This window comes from Rhodococcus sp. SB1D, from assembly GCF_048573875.1.
In the GTDB taxonomy this organism is placed as follows: domain Bacteria; phylum Actinomycetota; class Actinomycetes; order Mycobacteriales; family Mycobacteriaceae; genus Rhodococcus_F; species Rhodococcus_F qingshengii.
The window spans coordinates 762,708-780,780 of sequence record NZ_JBMAIQ010000001.1; the positions used below are offsets into that span (position 1 = coordinate 762,708).

Here is an 18,073-nt window from a genome sequence, read left to right on the forward strand (position 1 = left end):
GAGTCCATTCTGCATCAAACCGTTCAAAAGGTAAAGGTGATGGGTGGCACTACACTGATAGGCATGTCTGATCAGACTTATCAACCTTCCTTGTCACAGCTGCGTGCCTTTGTGTCGGTGGCCGAGTACCGGCACTTCGGTACTGCCGCAGCGCGTTCCGGTGTGAGCCAACCCACACTGTCGCAGGCGCTGGCAGCTCTCGAGGCGGGACTAGGGGTCAAACTGATCGAACGTAGTACGCGGCGCGTGCTCGTGACCGCGGACGGACAGCGCTTGCTCGGTCAGGCCAAGCAAATCCTCGAGGCTGCCGACGGTTTCGTCGCGAGCGCGGCCGGCTCCGGCGACTCTCTGACCGGACCGCTGCGCATCGGGTTGATCCCGACCGTTGCGCCCTACATTCTTCCGGGGTTGTTGCCGGAGCTGCGCGAGAAGCTGCCGTCGTTGGCGCCGCAAATAGTCGAGGATCAAACGGCGCGCTTGCTTGATGCCCTGCGATCGGGAGCGCTCGACGTCGCGGTGTTGGCGCTTCCTGCCGGAACACCTGGCCTGGTGGAAGTTCCTGTGTACGAAGAGGATTTTGTGATGGTCGTGCCGAACGATCATTCCTTGGCCGGACGTGTCGATCTCACGGCGGACGTGCTCGACGCGCTGCCGTTGCTCTTGCTCGACGACGGCCACTGCCTGCGTGACCAGACGTTGGATCTGTGCCGTTCGGTAGACGCCCATCCGCTTGCCGGCGACACGCGGGCTACCTCTCTCGCGACAGTCGTGCAATGTGTGGCCGGGGGACTCGGGGTGACTTTGGTCCCGGAATCGGCTGTTGCAGTGGAGGTTCGACGCGGGGACTTGTCGACGGCGCGTTTCGCTTCGCCGGCTCCAGGTCGCACGATCGGCGTCGTGTTCCGCTCGTCGAGTGGCCGAGCAGAAGGATTCCGTCAGCTGGCCGAGCTGGTCCGTTCGGTCAGCCCGACGGTTCCTCGATGACGTGACTCGTTCGACGTCGACGTGAAAGCTAGTCGAGAGAGCCTTCTTTCACGGCAATGACGGCTCCGGGATTGAGAATCCCCAGCGGGTCGAGCGCATCCTTGACCTTGCGATTGAGGGCCATGACGTCTTCACCCAACTGTGACGGCAGCCAGTCGCGCTTGAGTCGACCCACCCCGTGTTCGCCGGTGATCGTGCCGCCGAGCGCGATGGCGAGATCCATCACCCGTCCGAATGCGATCTGTGCGCGTTCGGACATGTCCGGGTCTGCGGGGTCGAAGACGATGAGCGGGTGTGTGTTTCCGTCTCCGGCGTGCGCCACCGTGCAGATCAGGACGTCGAGGTCGTCGGCGATGGCTTCGACCCCGGTTACCAGCTGGGGGAGTGCGCGCATGGGAACGCCCACGTCTTCGAGAAGCAGACTTCCCATCGCGAGCACGGCCGGGAACACCGCTCGCCGTGCCGCCGCAAAAGCGTCACCTTCGGCCTGGTCATCGGTGGCGAATACTTCGGTGGCTCCGTTGTTTTCGCACGCCTGAACAATCGTCTCGATTTCCAGCACGCCTGCCGCGCCGGGTGCGTCGGACTGCGCGAGCAGTAGTGCGTGAGCCTTGCGGTTCAGACCCATGCGTACCGAATCCTCGACAGCATTGATACTGGCGTGATCCATGAACTCGAGCATCGCCGGACGCATGTTGCTGGTGATCGCCAAGACCGCGTCGGCAGCTTCTTGTACCGAGTCGAACGACGCGACGACGGTTGATGCGGGCGGCTGCGCGGGAATCAAACGCAACGTGATTTCCGTGATGATGCCGAGAGTGCCCTCGCTGCCCACGAACAGTTTGGTGAGTGAGAGTCCGGCGACGTCCTTGAGAAGGGGACCTCCGAGGCTGACAGCTGCACCGTCCGCCAGCACGACCCGGAGTCCGAGAACGTAGTCGGTGGTAACTCCGTACTTGACGCAGCAGAGTCCGCCGGCGTTGGTGGCTGCATTGCCGCCGATGGAACAGATTTCGAAGGATGACGGGTCGGGTGGGTACCAGAGTCCGTGCTCTGCGGCTGCTTTCTTGACCTCCGCATTCATCAAACCGGGCTGAGCAACCGCCACCCGGGCGACCGGGTCGATCGTGATCTGTCGCATTCGCTCGGTGCTGACCACTATGCAACCGTCGACGGCGCTGGATCCACCGGACAGGCCCGAGCCGGCACCTCTGGGAACCACCGGCACGCGGTTGGCGGTTGCCCAGCGCATCACTGTTTGGATGTCTTCGGTGCACGTAGCGCGAACCACGGCAGCGGGATGGCCGGCGGTCGGATCGGCGGCCCAGTCCTGGCGGTAGCCCGCGGTCACGTCCGGATCCAGCAGGACGGCTCCCTCGGGGAGTGCCGCTACCAATTCGTCGAGGGCTGAAGAACTCGCGGGAGTCATACTCTCATCATGCTCGACGGAGTTCGACGATGCGCCAATTCGCGAGACCACAGTCCGAGTCTGTCGCGCCTGATCAGTTCAGCATTGTCCGGCAGCGATCCTCCGAGTTGCCAGTTGAAGCCCTAGCGGCCCTTCTGCTTTCCGGAGAACCGGCCACCCGAACTCTTGGTCCCACCGGACTTGCCGCTGCCTGATTTGCCGCCCGCCTTGGCCTTACCGGAACCGGCGTTGCGTCCGGATATGTTCTTTGCGGTGCCGGCGCCCTTAGCTTTCTGCCCGTTCTTGGCAGCTTCTGCGCGACGCTCGCGGGCCGCGATCTTGGCCTTGACGGAGCCCTTGATCTTCTCCGCCGGCTCACCGTTTCGGCCGCGGGAACTCTGCGCCGTTCGGCCCCGCACGATGCCGATAAGTTCCTCGACCAGATCTGTGGTCTTGGACTCCATCCATGCCAAAGCCACAGGAGCCTCGGGCGCACCGTCCACCGGACGGAAGGTCAGGTCCTTGCGATGGTGGAACCGCGCCAGCGAATGGGGAACCACGACAACTCCGACACCGGCGGCCACCAACTCGATGGCGTCGGCGATGGTCGCGGGTCGCTCGGCGGCGGTCTTTCCGGGACGGGTCGGCCAGTCGAGTCTGTCGTCGAGAGGATCGAGCACTATCTCGTCGGCCAGATCGTCGACGGAAATCTGATCGACAGTAGTGAATACGTGATCCTTCGGTACCACCACCACCGGGGTTTCCGCGTACAGCGAGATGGCGCTGATGCCGGTCCGGTCGATCGGCAGTCGAACCAAACCTGCATCTGCTTCACCGGCGCGAAGTGCAGCTTCGAGTTCGAGAACCGGGAACTGAACAAGTTCCAGACGCACCTCGGGGAGCCGCTCGTGCCACACCCGGACCCACTTGGTGGGCGTCACCCCCGGGGCGTACGCGAGTCGAAAAATTGCCTGACTATCCGCGTCTGTCACCAGGCAAGGCTACCGCCTTGGTAAAAGCACCCGTATCGGCTGGTTACTCTTGTTGCATGACGTCGAACAAAACTCCCCAGACGATGAAGCCGACGACGGCTGCCAAGAAGCTGGGTGTGTACCTGGAAGCAACACCTGCGCAGTTCCAGGAAGGCGACGTGACTCGTGACGAGCTGACCGCTCTGCAGACCGATCCGCCGGAGTGGCTGCTGGAGCTGCGACGCACCGGACCGCACCCTCGCCCGGTCATCGCCGCCAAGCTGGGCGTATCGATCGCCGGGCTGGCCCGCGGCGGCGTCGAAGAAGCACTCACCACGGATCAGATCGCCGCACTCCTCGAAGAGAAGCCCGAATGGCTCGAAAAGGAACGCGCTGTTCAGGCCGAGGTGCGGGCCGAGAACGTTCGCATCAAGGAAAAGCGCGCTGCTCGCCGCAACCAGCCGCGGAAGGCTCGAAGGGGCTGACGCCCCCTGTGCGCCTTTTTGGTAGCGCCGACTACCAGAAAGGCGCACAGGCGCTAGCCTTCTACGACGCTCAGCTCGTCGAACACGATTTCACCCGCGGCATCCGATTCCGGGATGTCGACGACGGCAAGCAGTGCCCATCCGTGATCGCCCTCCGGATCCTCGAGCACCTGCCGCACCCGCCAGAACTCACCCTCTTCGGTGACCTGGAAGAGCGCCGGCCCGCGCGCCGATGGCCCGGTTCCGATTGTTGCGTACTCCTCGAAGTACGGGAGTAGTTGCTCTTCCCACTCGGCGGCGTCGATACCGTCCTCGAGGTTTTCCAGCTCGTTCCACTGCCGACGCGACGCGAGGTCGATGCGTCGGAACATCGCATTGCGCACCATGACGCGGAATGCGCGCGGGTTCGCCGAGATGGGACGGGGAATGTCGGCGCCGAACGCAACCTCTTCCGTATCTGCCTCGGCTCCGGGGTCGGTGAGTGACTCCCATTCGTCGAGCAGGCTCGAGTCGACCTGACGGATCAGCTCGCCCAACCACTCGATGATGTCTTCGAGTTCCTCGGTGCGCGCTTCCGCCGGGACGGTCTGTCGCAGCGCGCGGTAGGCGTCGGCGAGGTAGCGCAGGACGAGGCCCTCGGACCGGGTGAGTCCGTAATGGCTGATCAACTCGGCAAACGTCATGGCGCGTTCGATCATGTCGCGCACCACGGACTTGGGGGAGAGGGCGAACTCGGTGATCCACGGGTGGCCACCCCGGTACATTTCGAAAGCCGGGAACAGCAAGTCCGACAACGGTTTCGGCCACGTAACCTCTTCGAGGAGTTCCATGCGCTCCTCGTACTCGATGCCGTCGGCCTTCATCTGCGCAACCGCTTCGCCACGAGCGAAGTGCTGCTGCGCCATCAGAACCTGACGCGGATCGTCGAGCGTCGACTCGATGATCGAGACGACATCGAGTGCGTAACTGTCGGATTCGACGTCGAGAAGTTCGAATGCCGCCAAGGCGAACGGTGAGAGTGGCTGGTTCAGGGCGAAGTCGCGTTGCAGGTCCATCGTCAACCGAGCCATGCGGCCGTACTCGTCGGGTTCGTCGAGGCGTTCCACGATGCCGGCGCTGAGCAATCCGCGATACAGCGAGATCGCTTTGAGGATGTGCTTGCGCTGCGCCGGACGCGATTCGTGGTTGTCCTCCAACAGGTGCCGCATCGCGTCGAAGCAGTTACCCGGGCGGGCAATGACATTGAGCAGCATCGAGTTGCTGACCGAGAATCGCGACACCAACGGCTCGGGCGATGCGGCGACCAAGCGATCGAACGTCGCTTCGCTCCAGGACACAAACCCCTCGGGAGCCTTCTTGCGTTGAATCTTCTTGATCTTCTTCGGATCGTCGCCGGCCTTGGCGACTGCCCGCAGATTCTCTACTTCGTGTTCCGGTGCCTGGACGACGACGGTGCCCATCGTGTCGTAGCCTGCACGACCCGCGCGACCGGCGATCTGATGGAACTCGCGGGCTTTCAGATGCCGAGTACGGACGCCGTCGTACTTGGCCAGACCCGTGAGCAGCACTGTGCGGATCGGGACGTTGATGCCGACGCCGAGGGTGTCGGTACCGCAAATCACCTTGAGAAGCCCGTCCTGTGCGAGAACTTCGATGAGCCGTCGGTACTTGGGCAGCATGCCCGCATGGTGAACGCCGATGCCGTGCCGGACCAGGCGGGAGAGTGTTTTTCCGAACCCGGTGGTGAAGCGGAAACCACCCAGCGCCTCGGCGATCGCTTCCTTCTCTTCTTTGGAACAGAAGTTGACGCTCGTCAGTGCCTGGGCGCGTTCGAGGGCGGCGGCCTGCGTGAAATGCACGATGTAGACGGGGGACTGGTTGGTGGTCACCAGATCTTCGATGGTTTCGCCGACCGGCGTGGTCGCGTACGAGAACATCAGCGGCACGGGGCGTTCTGTGCCGGAGACGACGGTGGTGGGTTTCCCGGTACGCCGCGTCAGATCTTCGGAGAAGAAGTCGACCTCACCGAGAGTTGCCGACATCAACAGGAACTGGGCGTGCGGCAACTCGATGAGCGGAACCTGCCACGCCCAACCTCGATCGGGTTCGGAGTAGAAGTGGAACTCGTCCATCACGACCTGGCCGATATCGGAGTTCGGGCCCTCGCGCAGTGCAAGATTCGCGACGATTTCGGCCGTCGCACAAATGATCGGCGCCGACGAGTTCACGGCGGCGTCGCCAGTCATCATGCCGACGTTCTCGGCACCGAAGACCTCACACAGTGCAAAGAACTTCTCGCTCACCAAGGCCTTGATCGGCGCTGTGTAATAGGTGCGCTTGCCGAGCGACATCGCATAGAAATGCGCGCCGATCGCCACCATCGACTTGCCTGACCCGGTCGGCGTCGCAAGGATCACGTTTGCACCCGAGACCAACTCCATGACGGCCTCTTCTTGGGCCGGGTAGAGCGTCAAACCTCGTTCGATGGTCCACGAAGAGAAGGCGTCGAAAACGGAATCAGGATCCGCGTTGTCGGGGAGAAGTTCCGTCAGCAGCACTCGTACAGGCTAGCCGCAACCGTAGATCAGGTTGCGCTTCGCTCGTCCGAGCCCATGGCGTCGAGCACCGCCATGCGGGTGGACGACGTTCCGGTGATGGTGTTCTCGCCGACCCCGGAGATCAGCATGTGGCGCCAGCGAGCCTCGTCGAAGACGAGTGGTGCGGTGCTGGAAAGAAAATCTTCGACGATCTGCAGGAAACGCATCGGATCGTCGCGGAACGGGAAGTGGCCCGAGCCGCGGAAGACTTCGAGGCGTGAGTTCGGCATCGCCGCGTGCGCGAGGTGAGCGTGGGAGACGGGAATGACGGAGTCGTCGTCGCCCCAGATCAGTTGAACCGGCAGATTCTCGGTCAGATAACAGCGGTCGAGCATCGTGACGACCTGTCCGCGCCAGTCCACGACGGCCCGCAGCGTACGAAGGTATGCCTCGTAGGCAGTGGGGTCGGGGAGATCAGCGAGCACGCGAATCAGGTCCGGTGTGTCGTGCAACATGGTGCCGGGACGCAAATTTGAACCGTGAACTACGCCGGCAAGGTTCCCGGCCATCCGGACGAGCGGCATCGCACCAGGTATCCGGAGCAGCTTTACCACCTCGTTGACCACCGGAACGGACATGAGCCGCAGCAGCGGGTGGACGTCCTTGGTGACGCCACCGGCTGAGACCAGCACGAGGCGATCCACCATGTGTGGGAATTGGTAGGAGAACTGCATCGCTACGCCGCCGCCGAGCGAGTGCCCGATGACGGTGACGTGCTCGATGCCGAGCGTCGACAGAAGATCCCGCATGCCGTTGGCGTACGCGGCTACCGAGTAATCCGCGCGTGGCTTGTCGGAACGGCCGTGACCCAACAGGTCAGGTGCGATGACCGTGTACTTCTTGGCGAGGTGGGGAATGATCTCGGTCCACGTCGACGAGTTGTCGCCGATTCCGTGCAGGAGCAGTACTGCCGGACCCTCGCCGGCTATCCGAAATGCGCGTCGGTAGCCGTGAATCGTCCGGAACATCATCCGCGGTTCCTCGTCGGGGACCGGTCGGAGCTGACGGTTCCGTGGTCTGCTCATGTCGCCTCCTGGCTCGGCGTGTGACCACGTTGACTGTCTGCTCCAGTTGTTGAGCCGTCAACGAAAATCACACAGAGTTTGAGGCTATCCGACGGATGTGTCCTGAACAACAGCCCAGGTAACGGAGGGGTTGCGGAATGCGCACAATGTCGAATTATGCGCCCCGCCCGTCACATTTTCGTCAGTTGTCGCCTCGATCGAGGTCTCCATCTGAGCCGAAGTCGTCATTTCCTGCCTGTTCGGCCAGGAACTTTTCGAACTCTGCGCCGATCTCGTCACCGCTGGGAAGGTCGGCCTCGCCGGCCAGAAGGGACGACTGTTGTTCCTGAGCGGCGACAAAAGTGTCGTATTGACGCTCCAAAGCGTGGACTACAGTCTGAACTTCTTCGTTCCCGGCTATGTGCTCGTTAACCTGTTCCCGAACGCGCGCCGCGGCCTCACCCAGTGCCACCAAGGGCAACTCCAGATCCGAAACCTCGGAAACGTTTTCGAGCAAAGTTTCTGCGGCGCCCGGGTAGTCCGTTTGCGCGAGGTAGTGGGGGACATGCACCGAAAAGCCCATCGCCTCGTGCCCGTGCTGAGACATACGAAGCTCGAGCAGTGATGATGCGCTGCCGGGAACCTGCAGTTCACCTGACCAACGCTGATGGTCCTGGATCAGGTCCTTGTTGGTCGAATGTGCTGTCACACCGAGCGGTCGGGTGTGCGGGATTGCCATCGGAATCGCGTTGAGCCCGATGGTTCGACGCACTCCCAACTGTTCGGACAACAGTCGAACAGCTGTGGTGAACCGCTCCCACTTGAGGTCCGGTTCCATCCCGGCAAGCAGCAGGAACGGCGTGCCGGCCGTATCGCGCAGTGCGTACAGATTGAGCGCCGGAGCGTCGTAATCGGAGAAATGATCGGCCTTGAACGTCATCGTCGGTCGACGTGAGCGGTAGTCGATCAGCTCGTCGACAGCAAACGACGCGACAAGCTCGGTCTCGAGGCTTTCGCGCAGATGCGTCGTCGCCAATTTCACGGCGTGACCGGCGTCGGAGTAACCCTCGAGTCCGTGAATCAGGATCGGCCCCTGGCCGTCGGCAGCCGCCAACTGGGGCGCCGGAAATTCCAGCTCGTACATCCTCGACTGTTCGTCCATCGCAGTCCCCTTCGCTCTTCGGTCTTGATCTCAAGTGTCCACTATCGGCGCACGCGCGACAGCATCGGAGTCAGGTGCCCGACAGCACTGGATCAGACGTTCATCGGTAAGAACACCGAGTCGGTGACCGATCATTCCCGATCCGATGAGACGGGCGTTCGCCGAGAGCGAAGCTGAGCGGTATCTTTCGACACTTGGCCTGGGCGTTCGTTAGATGTCGGGTGCGCGGCTTCGGACATGGCAGAGTGGAACACAAGGTCGGCACGGCCGATTTGTCCGAAATGGATTGGTCGATTGTCGGGATCGGTCGAGTGCGGAGGCTTACATGCGGGTGTGTCCACGATCGTCCAGGCGAGTGGCCGCATGCTCACTTGCTGCGGTGGCCGCCGTTGCACTACTCGCGGGCTGCTCCGGGTCTGTCCAAGGAGCACCCGTTCCGGACTCCGCGCCGGCGACTGCCGGTGCGACCGACAGCGGCACGGCGGCGCCGAGTACGACGGCTGCACCCAAATCCTCGACGCCGAAATCCACCTCTCCGAAAACGGCGGCACCGCTGTCCGAACTGCTGCTGACTCCCGAGGAATTCCCCGAGCCCTTCGGCGCTGTTGTGCTGCCCCCGCAAGCCGTTCCGATGGCAGCGCCGGATCTAGTCGGCGTCCCGCGCGGTGCCACCGTCGATCCGTCCGAATGTGAGCCACCGGAACAGGATTACGGTCCGAACGGGACCGTGATGGCGGTCGGGACCGACAACGCGACGAGGGCAACGATTTCGGTCGAACTCACGAAGGTCGATGCACCACTGGACGAGTTGGAAGCGCAAACTCGGCAGTGCCCGTCCATGACTGTCACTGCGAACGGCGTCACTACGACAGTGACGACGGAAATTCTTCCGCCGTCGCCGATCGATGCCGACAAGACGATGTCACTTCGCCGCACTGTCGTGTCCCCCAAGGCCACAGCCGGTGATCAGACGATGCTGACCTTGATCGCGCAGGTCGGCGACGTACGGGTGGCGACAACACTGATGACGTTCGGTTCTGCGACGCCCTCGACGGCACCGCTGGATCAAGCGTTCACCGCAGCCGTGCAGAAGGTCAAAGCAGGCAAGTGATTTCGCAGCACACAGGTCCGACAAGTAGCGGAGCTGCTCGGTGCGGCGCGGTACTTGGTCCCCAACAAATGCGGTAATCCACAGACGACTTGGACGCAGCTGTTTTCCCTGGTCGAGCAGACGGCCGGGTCAGGGTGATCAGCGACGGTGTGTGCATGACGACATCACCTCTTCCGGGAGAATTCGAATTCTCCGACGACGACCTTGCCGCCCTTCTCGGATGCGTCGAACGCGTCTCCGATCCAGGCGAATTGATCGCGGCAATACCCGCACTCCTGGGCTTCCATCCGTCCAACTCTGTGGTTGCGCTGTCTCTGATGGGCGCCTCCGCCTCGACGCTCGGACCAGTGATGCGGCACGACTACTTTCCCAGTGTCAGGGGAAAGCCCGCGAGGCAGATGAGCGCGGCGCTGCGCCAGTTCGCCGCCGTCTGTGACGGGGAAGGCGCGCGTGCGGTCGTTCTCGTGGTGATCACCGATTGCTCGGCAGCTGAAACTCTGATCGATGAAACCATCGAGCTGGCCGAGGTATTCGAAGACATGCTCGGCGGAACCTGCGTCGAGCTGGCCGACGTATTGTGCACGGCCGCAATAGAATCTGGCCAGCCGTGGACGAGCGTCATGCGTTCGATTCACCGCGGCACCCTGCCAGACCCGGCATCTTCGTCGGTTGCAGCAGCACAGGTGTTGGGCGGGAGGGTCATTCGCCGTTCGCGTGAGGAACTGGTCCGGTGGGTACACGGCGCCGCTCGCAATCACGACACGATTGCCCGACTGATCGCGAGCCGACGAGAGTCGAGCGCGCACAGTGGGGGACCGAGCGGTGAAACCGCAGTTCAGTGCCGGATCGATCTGGTGTTGGAACACGTCCGCCGTGTCGAGGCAGGCGCTCACCGCCCTGACCCGCAGGAATGCGCCGATCTGGTGGTCGCATTGACGGACGTACGCGTGCGCGACGTGGTGCTGGGATTGGCGATCACGTCCGTTGCGGCACATGCTGAGCAATTGTGGCTCCTGCTCACCCATGAAGTCCCGTCGCCCGAACGAGCTTGGCCGGCAACACTTCTCGGCTTCTTTGCATACGTGCGTGGCGACGGACCTCTGGCAGGTGTTGCGCTGTCGGCCGCGCTGTCGGCCGATTCGGAACACACCTTGGCGGGATTGCTGGATCTATCGCTGCAATCCGGTATGCGCCCCGACGGAATCCGTGACCTCGCGGCCGTCGGATTGTCCATCGGGGAATCGCTCGGAATCACCGGCTTGCCGCCGGCACTGCCGAATGGAAGCTAGCGAGCAGCGTGTGAGCGGTCGCCCAGATCCTGGAGGAACTGCCATGCGTCGGCGACGATGACGTCGAGATCGGTACGCGTGGGCGTCCAACCCAGCTCGGCCATCGCCTTGTCGCTCGATGCGATCAGTACTGCCGGATCACCCAGCCGTCGTGACGCGTCCTCGACGTTGATCGGCAGGCCGGTGACCCGCGCACAGGCGGCGATCACCTCGCGCACGCTGAAGCCGGCACCGCTTCCGAGGTTGTAGATGCGGTGCTCGCCGGGAACCGAGGATTCGAGCGCCAGTAGATGTGCTTCGGCGAGGTCCAGCACGTGGATGTAGTCGCGTACCGCGGTTCCGTCCGGCGTGGGCCAGTCGGTTCCGAAGACCGAGATCTTGTCCCGCTGTTCGAGCGCGACCTGCAGGACGAGTGGAATCAGGTGGGTTTCGATCACCCGGTTCTCGCCGGCGGACTTGTACGCACCTGCGACGTTGAAGTAGCGCAAGCTCGTCGCACCGAGGCCGTGGGCGATCGAGTACGAGGTGATCGCATGATCGATCGCGAGCTTGGTCGCGCCGTACGGATTGGTGGGGCGGGTCGGAGCGGTCTCCACGATGGGGGACTGCTCCGGTTCGCCGTACGTAGCGGCGGTGGACGAGAACACGAGGCGGGGAGTACCGGAGACACGGATAGCCTCGAGCAACTCGATGGTCGTGACGACGTTTCCGCGCCAGTACTTTTCAGGGTGAAGCACCGATTCGCCCACCAGCGACTGCGCTGCGAAGTGAAGCACACCGTCGAAAACCGGTGAACCCGCACTGCCGAGGACGTCGGCAGCAAGCGCTCCCACGTCTCCTTCGATGAACTCGGCACCGGCAGGCACCGCGTCGGCATTTCCGGTGGAGAGGTCGTCGATGACGACAACCTCGTGTCCACGCTCGAGCAACACAGTGCTGCATACACTGCCGACGTAACCGGCGCCGCCGGTGACCAGGAGTTTCATCTACTTCCTCAGACCTGCTTGACCTGAACGGCGTGAGCCATTTCCTCGGACAGGTCGAACCCGCTGTGACCCGGCACGATGATCGTCACCGAGCCCGGACGGGTTTCGACCGTCACCCTGGCGTCGGGAACGACGCCGGCGTCACGCAGCTGCGCGATCACCTCGGGATCGGACTGCACGTGCTCGGCCAGTCGCCGAACGACCACAGCTGTCTGTGCGCCGTGCGGAATATCGGTCAGGCGCACCAATGTTTCGGTGGTGGCAACCGGGCCGTCGAGTCCCAACTGGTCCAAGCCCGGAATCGGGTTGCCGTAGGGCGACGTCGTGGGGTTGTTCAGAACGACGACGAGCCGACGCTCGACCTCCTCGCTCATCACGTGCTCCCAACGGCATGCCTCGGCATGTACGTCTTCCCATTTGAGACCGATGACGTCCACCAGCAGGCGCTCTGCCAACCGGTGCTTACGCATGACAGAGATCGCGAGATCGCGACCCTTGTCGGTGAGTTCCAGATGTCGATCGCCGGCGACCATCAGCAAGCCGTCACGCTCCATACGCGCAACAGTCTGGCTGACGGTGGGTCCGCTCTGTTCGAGCCGTTCGGCGATCCGCGCCCGGAGTGGGACTACGCCCTCTTCTTCCAAGTCGTAGATCGTCCGGAGATACATCTCCGTGGTGTCGACTAGATCCTTCACACTCAACCCCTTCGTCAGTTGATCATTCTACCGTTCAGTTCGTGGTTCCGGTGCCGCCTCCACCGCGGCGAGTCCAGCGCGTGTCCGAATTGGATTCGTGTCACTCGATCTCGGTCTCCGAAGCGGGCCACGAGTGTGGTGTGCAGCACGAAACGAGAAGGAAGTAGCGTGATCCCATGACCGCGTCGATCAGATCTGACGGGGACCCCGCGGCGTCTCGAGCGAATCGAGTCGTGGTGTGGAGTCCGGAGTACCTGAGCTATCGGTGGAGCGCCGATCACCCGATGAATCCCACTCGCCTCGATCTCACGATGGCACTCTCGCGAAGCCTCGGACTTCTCGAGGGCATCGAATTTCTCGAACCGAGTGCCGCGTCCGATGCCGACCTCCTCAGAATCCACACACCGGCATATCTTGCAGCGGTCAAAGACGCGGGTAACTCTGCGAACAACGGTGTGAGCGGCCAGGATGTTCCCCACGGGCTCGGTACCGAGGACAACCCGGTCTTCCCGCACATGCACGAAGCCAGTGCGATCCTCGCCGGCGGCTCGCTGGCCGCAGCGCAGGAAATCGCTTCGGGACGTACGAGGCGCGCGGTCAGCATCGGCGGCGGCATGCATCACGCGATGGCGGATTGGGCCTCTGGATTCTGCGTCTACAACGATGCGGCGGTTGCGATTTCGTGGCTGCTCGACAACGGCTACGACCGCATCGCCTACATCGACGTCGACGCTCACCACGGCGACGGAGTGCAACATGCGTTCCTCGGGGACCCGCGGGTGCTCACGGTCTCGCTGCATCAGCACCCGGCAACCTTGTGGCCGAACACCGGATGGTCGAGCGAGGTCGGCGACGGGGCCGCCGAAGGTACGGCGGTGAACATCCCGGTGCTGCCCGGAACCGTCGACGCGTTGTGGCTGCGTGCATTTCACGCCGTCGTCCCGGGAGCCATTGCAGCCTTCCGCCCGCAGATCATCATCAGCCAGTGCGGAGTCGACTCGCACCGCGAGGACCCGCTCGCGGATCTCGCCCTCACCGTCGACGGTCAGCGCGCCGCGTTCCTGGCGATGCGTGACCTCGCCGACCGCTACTCCGAGGGGCGGTGGCTGGCAGTCGGAGGCGGGGGATACGGACTGGTGCGCGTCGTGCCGAGGGCATGGACTCACTTGATCGCTGCAGCGCTCGATCGCGAGATCGACGTCGACACCGCTGTCCCGGAAGACTGGAAGGAATCGACGAAGCTGCGAGCGCCGAGCGTCGACCTCCCGCCGACCATGGGGGACGGCGGCGATGTCGCCTACACGCCGTGGGACGGCCCGGGTGGTACACCGGAGACAGGTGTCGCCTCGGTGGACCGTGCACTCACCCGTATCGACTCGGCGATCATCGCGACACGTCGCGCTTCGTTCCCGCTACTCGGACTCGACCCGGAGGATCCCCGTGACTGAACAGTCCGATACCGAAGCTGCCGGCGGCGAGGCGAGCGGCCAGGCGCCGAAGACCGACCCCGCTCACACCTATCCCCATTCCTGGGTAGTCGATGTTCTCGCCTCCGACGGCGGAGCGGTGGCGTTGCGACCCATCGTTCCCGAAGACGCGGACAAGCTCGTCGAATTCCACGGCAAACTCTCCGAGCGCACCCGGTATCTGCGCTACTTCGGCCCGTACCCCACGATGTCGGCGCGCGACGTCAAGAACTTCACGACGGTCGACCACCACAACCGCGTGGCGTTCGTGATGATGCTCGGCGACGAGATCATCGCGGTGGGTCGATACGAGCGACTGCTCGACGTCGGTGACGGAAAGTCTGCCGAGGTCGCCTTCGTCGTCGCCGACGCACACCAGGGGCGCGGCCTCGGCCCGATCCTGCTCGAGTACCTGGCAGCGGCAGCGGCCGAGAACGGTCTGACGATGTTCGTCGCCGAGGTCCTCTCCGAGAACCGCAACATGGTGACGGTGTTCCGTGAGGCGGGGTATCAGGTGAGCCGCTCTTTCGACGGTGGCGTGCTGAGACTCGAATTCGCGATCGACCCGACGGAAGCGCTTGTTTCAGTACGTAATTCGCGTGAGCGGGCAGCTGAGGCCCGCAGCATGGGAAACGTGCTCAGCCCGCGATCGGTGGCGGTGATCGGCGCATCAGCGGACCCGGCCAAAGTGGGTAACGCGGTGTTGACCAACCTGCTGCGCGGCGGATTCACCGGACCGGTCTATCCCGTCAACGCGGAGCATCGTTCGGTACACGGCGTTCGGGCATATCCGACGGTTCGTGACATCCCCGACGACGTCGATCTCGCCGTCGTGGCTGTACCTGCAGAATCGATCAATTCGGTACTCGACGACTGCCTCGACAAGGGCGTCAAAGCGCTGGTGGTCGTCTCGTCGGGCTTCAGTGAGAGTGGTCCGGACGGGCGCTCGTCCGAACGCAAACTGGTCCATGCAGCGCGCGCTCACGGTATGCGCCTCATCGGCCCGAATGCGCTGGGTGTCGCGAACAACGACCCGGCGATTTCGTTGAATGCGACGCTCGCGCCGGTCTTGCCGGTGGCAGGCAACGTCGGCTTCTTCTGTCAGTCCGGCGCGCTCGGTATCGCCATTCTCGACGAAGCCGCGCGCAGCCGAATCGGATTGTCCGCCTTCGTTTCCGCCGGTAACCGTGCGGACGTCTCGGGTAACGACCTTCTGCAGTACTGGGATTCCGACCAGTCCACCGAAGTGGTCCTTCTCTATCTGGAGAGCTTCGGCAACCCACGGAAGTTCTCTCGCATCGCGCGTCGAGTTGCGCGGAAGAAGCCGATCGTCGCAGTGAAGAGCGGTCGGCACGCGGTTCCGCCGGTGCTCGCCGCCACCGGAGTCGAGATCGACGATTCGATCGTCCGCGCCCTCTTCGAACAGGCGGGCGTCATTCAGGTCGGGTCCATTTCACAATTGTTCGACTGCGCCTTGCTCTTCGGATACCAACCGTTGCCCGCCGGCCCCCGGCTTGCGGTCATCGGCAACTCGACCGCGCTCGGTGTCCTTGCTGCGGACGCGGCCCGCAGTGAAGGTCTGCAGGTCAGCGACCCGGTCGACCTCGGCGCCCAGGCGAGTCCGGAACTGTTCGCCACTGCCGTGCGCGACGCTTTGGCGTCGTTCGACGTCGATGCCGTCATTGCCGTCTTCGTTCCTCCGGTCGCCATTCCGGTCGAGCCGTTCGCGAAAGCACTCAAGGACGCCGTCGCAGGCTCGGACAAGCCGATTCTCACCACGTTCCTCGCAGCTGAGGGTGTGCCGGACGTCCTGGCGGTTCGTGACGAAGTCGGTAACCCGACCCGCGGTTCGGTGCCGTCCTACCCGGGGCCGGAGCGTGCCGCCCTGGCGTTGGCGAGGGCTTGGCGATATGCGGAGTGGCGCAGCAAGCCTGCGTCGAAGGTGGTTCGCCCCGTGGGTATCGACTCCGAGCGAGCCCAGAAGATGGTGGCCGATTGGCTTGAAAACTCTCCTGGCCGTTGGCTTTCAGATGTGGAAGCGGCGGCGCTGCTCGAGTGTTACGGGGTCGCCGTCGTCGAATTCCGTTCGGTCCTGAGCGAAGACGAAGCAGTAGAGGCAGCGGATGCTGTCGGCTACCCGGTCGCGGTCAAGGCAACCGGCGAAATGTGGCGACACCGACCGGATCTGGGCGGTGTCAGGCTGGATCTGAGTGGACCGGAATCGGTGCGCCTCGCTTACCGAGATCTTGCGGCCGCGTCGGGTGAACCGCTGCTGCACGTGCAGAAAATGGCAACCAAGGGCATCGGATGTGTGGTTGGTGTCCAAGACGACCCGTCGTTCGGTTCGCTGATCTCGTTCGGGCTTGCCGGTGTGATCTCCGATCTCCTCGGTGACCGTGCCTATCGCGTACTGCCTCTCACCGAGGACGCTGCTACGGAATTGATCGACGCGCCCAAGGCCGCGCCGCTTCTCTCCGGATACCGCAACGCCGTTCCGGTCAACAAGGGTGCGTTGGTTGATCTGGTCCAGCGCATCTCGGCGCTGGCCGACGACATTCCCGAAGTCCGCGAACTGGCCTGTGAGCCGGTACTCGCTTCGGCTACCGGCGCGGAGATCACCGATTCACGTGTCCGAATCGGACCTGAGCCGAGCGCAATCGACCTGGGGCCCAGGCGGCTGCGGTAGACACAGCGAACAACACCGGCCACCGCACATTCCCGAGGGGGAGGGAAGTAGCGGTGGCCGGTGCTTTGTGCGGTGCGTCAGCGCGAGTGGTGTGGCGCGCTGACGCACGTGCTGTGTTGTTTGATCAGCTCGCGTAGGACCGCAGTTTCTCGGCGCGATCACCGACGCGGAGCTTGCCCATGACCTCACGCTCGATCTGACGAACCCGCTCACGCGAGAGGCCGAAGAGCTTGCCGATCTGATCGAGGGTGCGGGGCTGGCCGTCGTCGAGACCGTAGCGAAGTCGGATGACCTGCTGCTCCCGCTCGTCGAGCGTCCCGAGCACGCTGCGCACATCGCTGTGCAGCAGACCGGCGATGACGGCGTTCTCGGCCGAGGTCGCCTCGGAATCTTCGATGAAATCGCCCAAGGGCGCTTCTTCGTCGTTGCCCACAGGCATGTCCAGGCTTACCGGGTCGCGGCTGTGGTCGAGCAGGTCGGCAATCTTGTGCGCCGGGATGCCCGACTCTTCGGCCAACTCGTCGTCCGTGGCTTCTCGCCCGAGCTGCTGGTGCAGTTCGCGCTTGATGCGGGCGAGCTTGTTGACCTGCTCCACGAGGTGGACTGGGAGCCGGATGGTGCGGCTCTGATCAGCCATTCCGCGGGTGATCGCCTGACGGATCCACCAGGTGGCGTACGTCGAGAACTTGAAGCCCTTGGCGTAGTCGAACTTCTCCATCGCACGGATGAGTCCGAGGTTGCCTTCTTGAATCAGATCGAGGAGCGGCATGCCGCGGCCGGTGTAGCGCTTGGCCAGCGACACGACGAGTCGCAGGTTCGCTTCCAGGAGGTGGCTACGTGCCGACTGTCCCTCGCGAACGATCGTTGCGAGATCCCTCTTCTTGGCGACTGTCAGGCGCTTTCCCGTGGCAAGAACGTGGCTGGCGTACAGCCCCGCTTCGATTCGCTTCGCCAGTTCGACCTCGTCTGCTGCTGTCAGCAGTGCGGTACGACCGATCCCGTTCAGGTAGACGCGGACCAGGTCTGCGGCCGGGCTCTGGGCGTCCAGATCTGCGGCGCTCGGACGAATGCGAGTAGTGGTGCTGGGGCTTGTCATGACTTGCCTCCCTATCGGCGGTCTCTCACACAGTTCAACGTGTGAGAGTTCCGGGAAAGTTCCCGTGCCGATTTCCGCTAAATCGCCGTGACCTGCAGTTATTTCCCAGTCGTCCTGAGAAGTTGCTGAGAAC

General features: G+C 63.4%; 14 protein-coding genes. 6 read left to right on the forward strand and 8 right to left on the reverse strand.

What is annotated here, in order from left to right:
- Window positions 1-63 precede the first annotated feature (63 nt).
- Window positions 64-984, forward strand: coding sequence for a hydrogen peroxide-inducible genes activator (locus ACN50D_RS03610; RefSeq protein WP_042920013.1), 921 nt, complete (start codon window positions 64-66; stop codon window positions 982-984).
- 28 nt (window positions 985-1,012) lie between these two features.
- Here the strand turns inward: ACN50D_RS03610 and ACN50D_RS03615 are convergent, their stop codons facing one another.
- Window positions 1,013-2,413, reverse strand: coding sequence for an FAD-binding oxidoreductase (locus ACN50D_RS03615; RefSeq protein ID WP_209908413.1), 1,401 nt, complete (start codon window positions 2,411-2,413; stop codon window positions 1,013-1,015).
- 122 nt (window positions 2,414-2,535) lie between these two features.
- Complete coding sequence (locus tag ACN50D_RS03620) at window positions 2,536-3,384, reverse strand: LysR substrate-binding domain-containing protein (protein ID WP_003942255.1); 849 nt, start codon at window positions 3,382-3,384, stop codon at window positions 2,536-2,538.
- Window positions 3,385-3,440: 56 nt separating this feature from the next.
- On the opposite strand from ACN50D_RS03620, the gene ACN50D_RS03625 reads away from it, so the two are divergent.
- Window positions 3,441-3,848, forward strand: coding sequence for a DUF5997 family protein (locus tag ACN50D_RS03625; protein ID WP_007732807.1), 408 nt, complete (start codon window positions 3,441-3,443; stop codon window positions 3,846-3,848).
- Window positions 3,849-3,901: 53 nt separating this feature from the next.
- Here the strand turns inward: ACN50D_RS03625 and ACN50D_RS03630 are convergent, their stop codons facing one another.
- From ACN50D_RS03630 to ACN50D_RS03640, 3 genes are all read right to left on the reverse strand, one after another.
- Window positions 3,902-6,406: a DEAD/DEAH box helicase gene (locus ACN50D_RS03630; RefSeq protein ID WP_065455676.1), complete on the reverse strand. Its 2,505-nt coding sequence runs from the start codon at window positions 6,404-6,406 to the stop codon at window positions 3,902-3,904.
- Between the two features lie 26 nt (window positions 6,407-6,432).
- Window positions 6,433-7,470 (reverse strand): alpha/beta fold hydrolase, encoded by a 1,038-nt coding sequence (locus ACN50D_RS03635; RefSeq protein WP_007732813.1) that lies wholly within the window; start codon window positions 7,468-7,470, stop codon window positions 6,433-6,435.
- 181 nt (window positions 7,471-7,651) lie between these two features.
- The gene (locus ACN50D_RS03640; RefSeq protein WP_209908416.1) at window positions 7,652-8,611 is read right to left on the reverse strand and encodes a proteasome assembly chaperone family protein; all 960 of its coding nucleotides are present in this window, start codon (window positions 8,609-8,611) and stop codon (window positions 7,652-7,654) included.
- 355 nt (window positions 8,612-8,966) lie between these two features.
- Between ACN50D_RS03640 and ACN50D_RS03645 the strand changes: the two genes are divergently transcribed.
- Complete coding sequence (locus tag ACN50D_RS03645; RefSeq protein ID WP_042919947.1) at window positions 8,967-9,722, forward strand: sensor domain-containing protein; 756 nt, start codon at window positions 8,967-8,969, stop codon at window positions 9,720-9,722.
- Window positions 9,723-9,877: 155 nt separating this feature from the next.
- A complete protein-coding gene (locus ACN50D_RS03650) occupies window positions 9,878-11,011 on the forward strand; it encodes a DUF4192 domain-containing protein (protein ID WP_211920260.1) in 1,134 nt (377 codons plus the stop codon).
- Here ACN50D_RS03650 and galE read toward each other — a convergent pair.
- Both galE and ACN50D_RS03660 read right to left on the reverse strand, forming a co-directional pair.
- A complete protein-coding gene (gene galE / locus ACN50D_RS03655; protein ID WP_209908421.1) occupies window positions 11,008-11,997 on the reverse strand; it encodes a UDP-glucose 4-epimerase GalE in 990 nt (329 codons plus the stop codon). The genes ACN50D_RS03650 and galE overlap by 4 nt on opposite strands.
- 8 nt (window positions 11,998-12,005) lie before the next feature.
- Window positions 12,006-12,692: a metal-dependent transcriptional regulator gene (locus ACN50D_RS03660; RefSeq protein WP_003942150.1), complete on the reverse strand. Its 687-nt coding sequence runs from the start codon at window positions 12,690-12,692 to the stop codon at window positions 12,006-12,008.
- Between the two features lie 176 nt (window positions 12,693-12,868).
- Here ACN50D_RS03660 and ACN50D_RS03665 point away from each other — a divergent pair, with 176 nt between their 5' ends.
- Together ACN50D_RS03665 and ACN50D_RS03670 are read left to right on the forward strand one after the other, a co-directional pair.
- Window positions 12,869-14,140, forward strand: a complete 1,272-nt coding sequence (locus tag ACN50D_RS03665) for an acetoin utilization protein AcuC (protein WP_003942159.1) — start codon at window positions 12,869-12,871, stop codon at window positions 14,138-14,140.
- On the forward strand, window positions 14,133-16,844 hold the full coding sequence (locus tag ACN50D_RS03670; protein WP_030536893.1) for a bifunctional GNAT family N-acetyltransferase/acetate--CoA ligase family protein: 2,712 nt from the start codon (window positions 14,133-14,135) through the stop codon (window positions 16,842-16,844). The genes ACN50D_RS03665 and ACN50D_RS03670 overlap by 8 nt, the downstream gene beginning before the upstream one ends.
- Before the next feature lie 124 nt (window positions 16,845-16,968).
- Here ACN50D_RS03670 and ACN50D_RS03675 read toward each other — a convergent pair whose 3' ends face one another.
- Window positions 16,969-17,940: a sigma-70 family RNA polymerase sigma factor gene (locus tag ACN50D_RS03675; protein ID WP_003942639.1), complete on the reverse strand. Its 972-nt coding sequence runs from the start codon at window positions 17,938-17,940 to the stop codon at window positions 16,969-16,971.
- Window positions 17,941-18,073 lie beyond the last annotated feature (133 nt).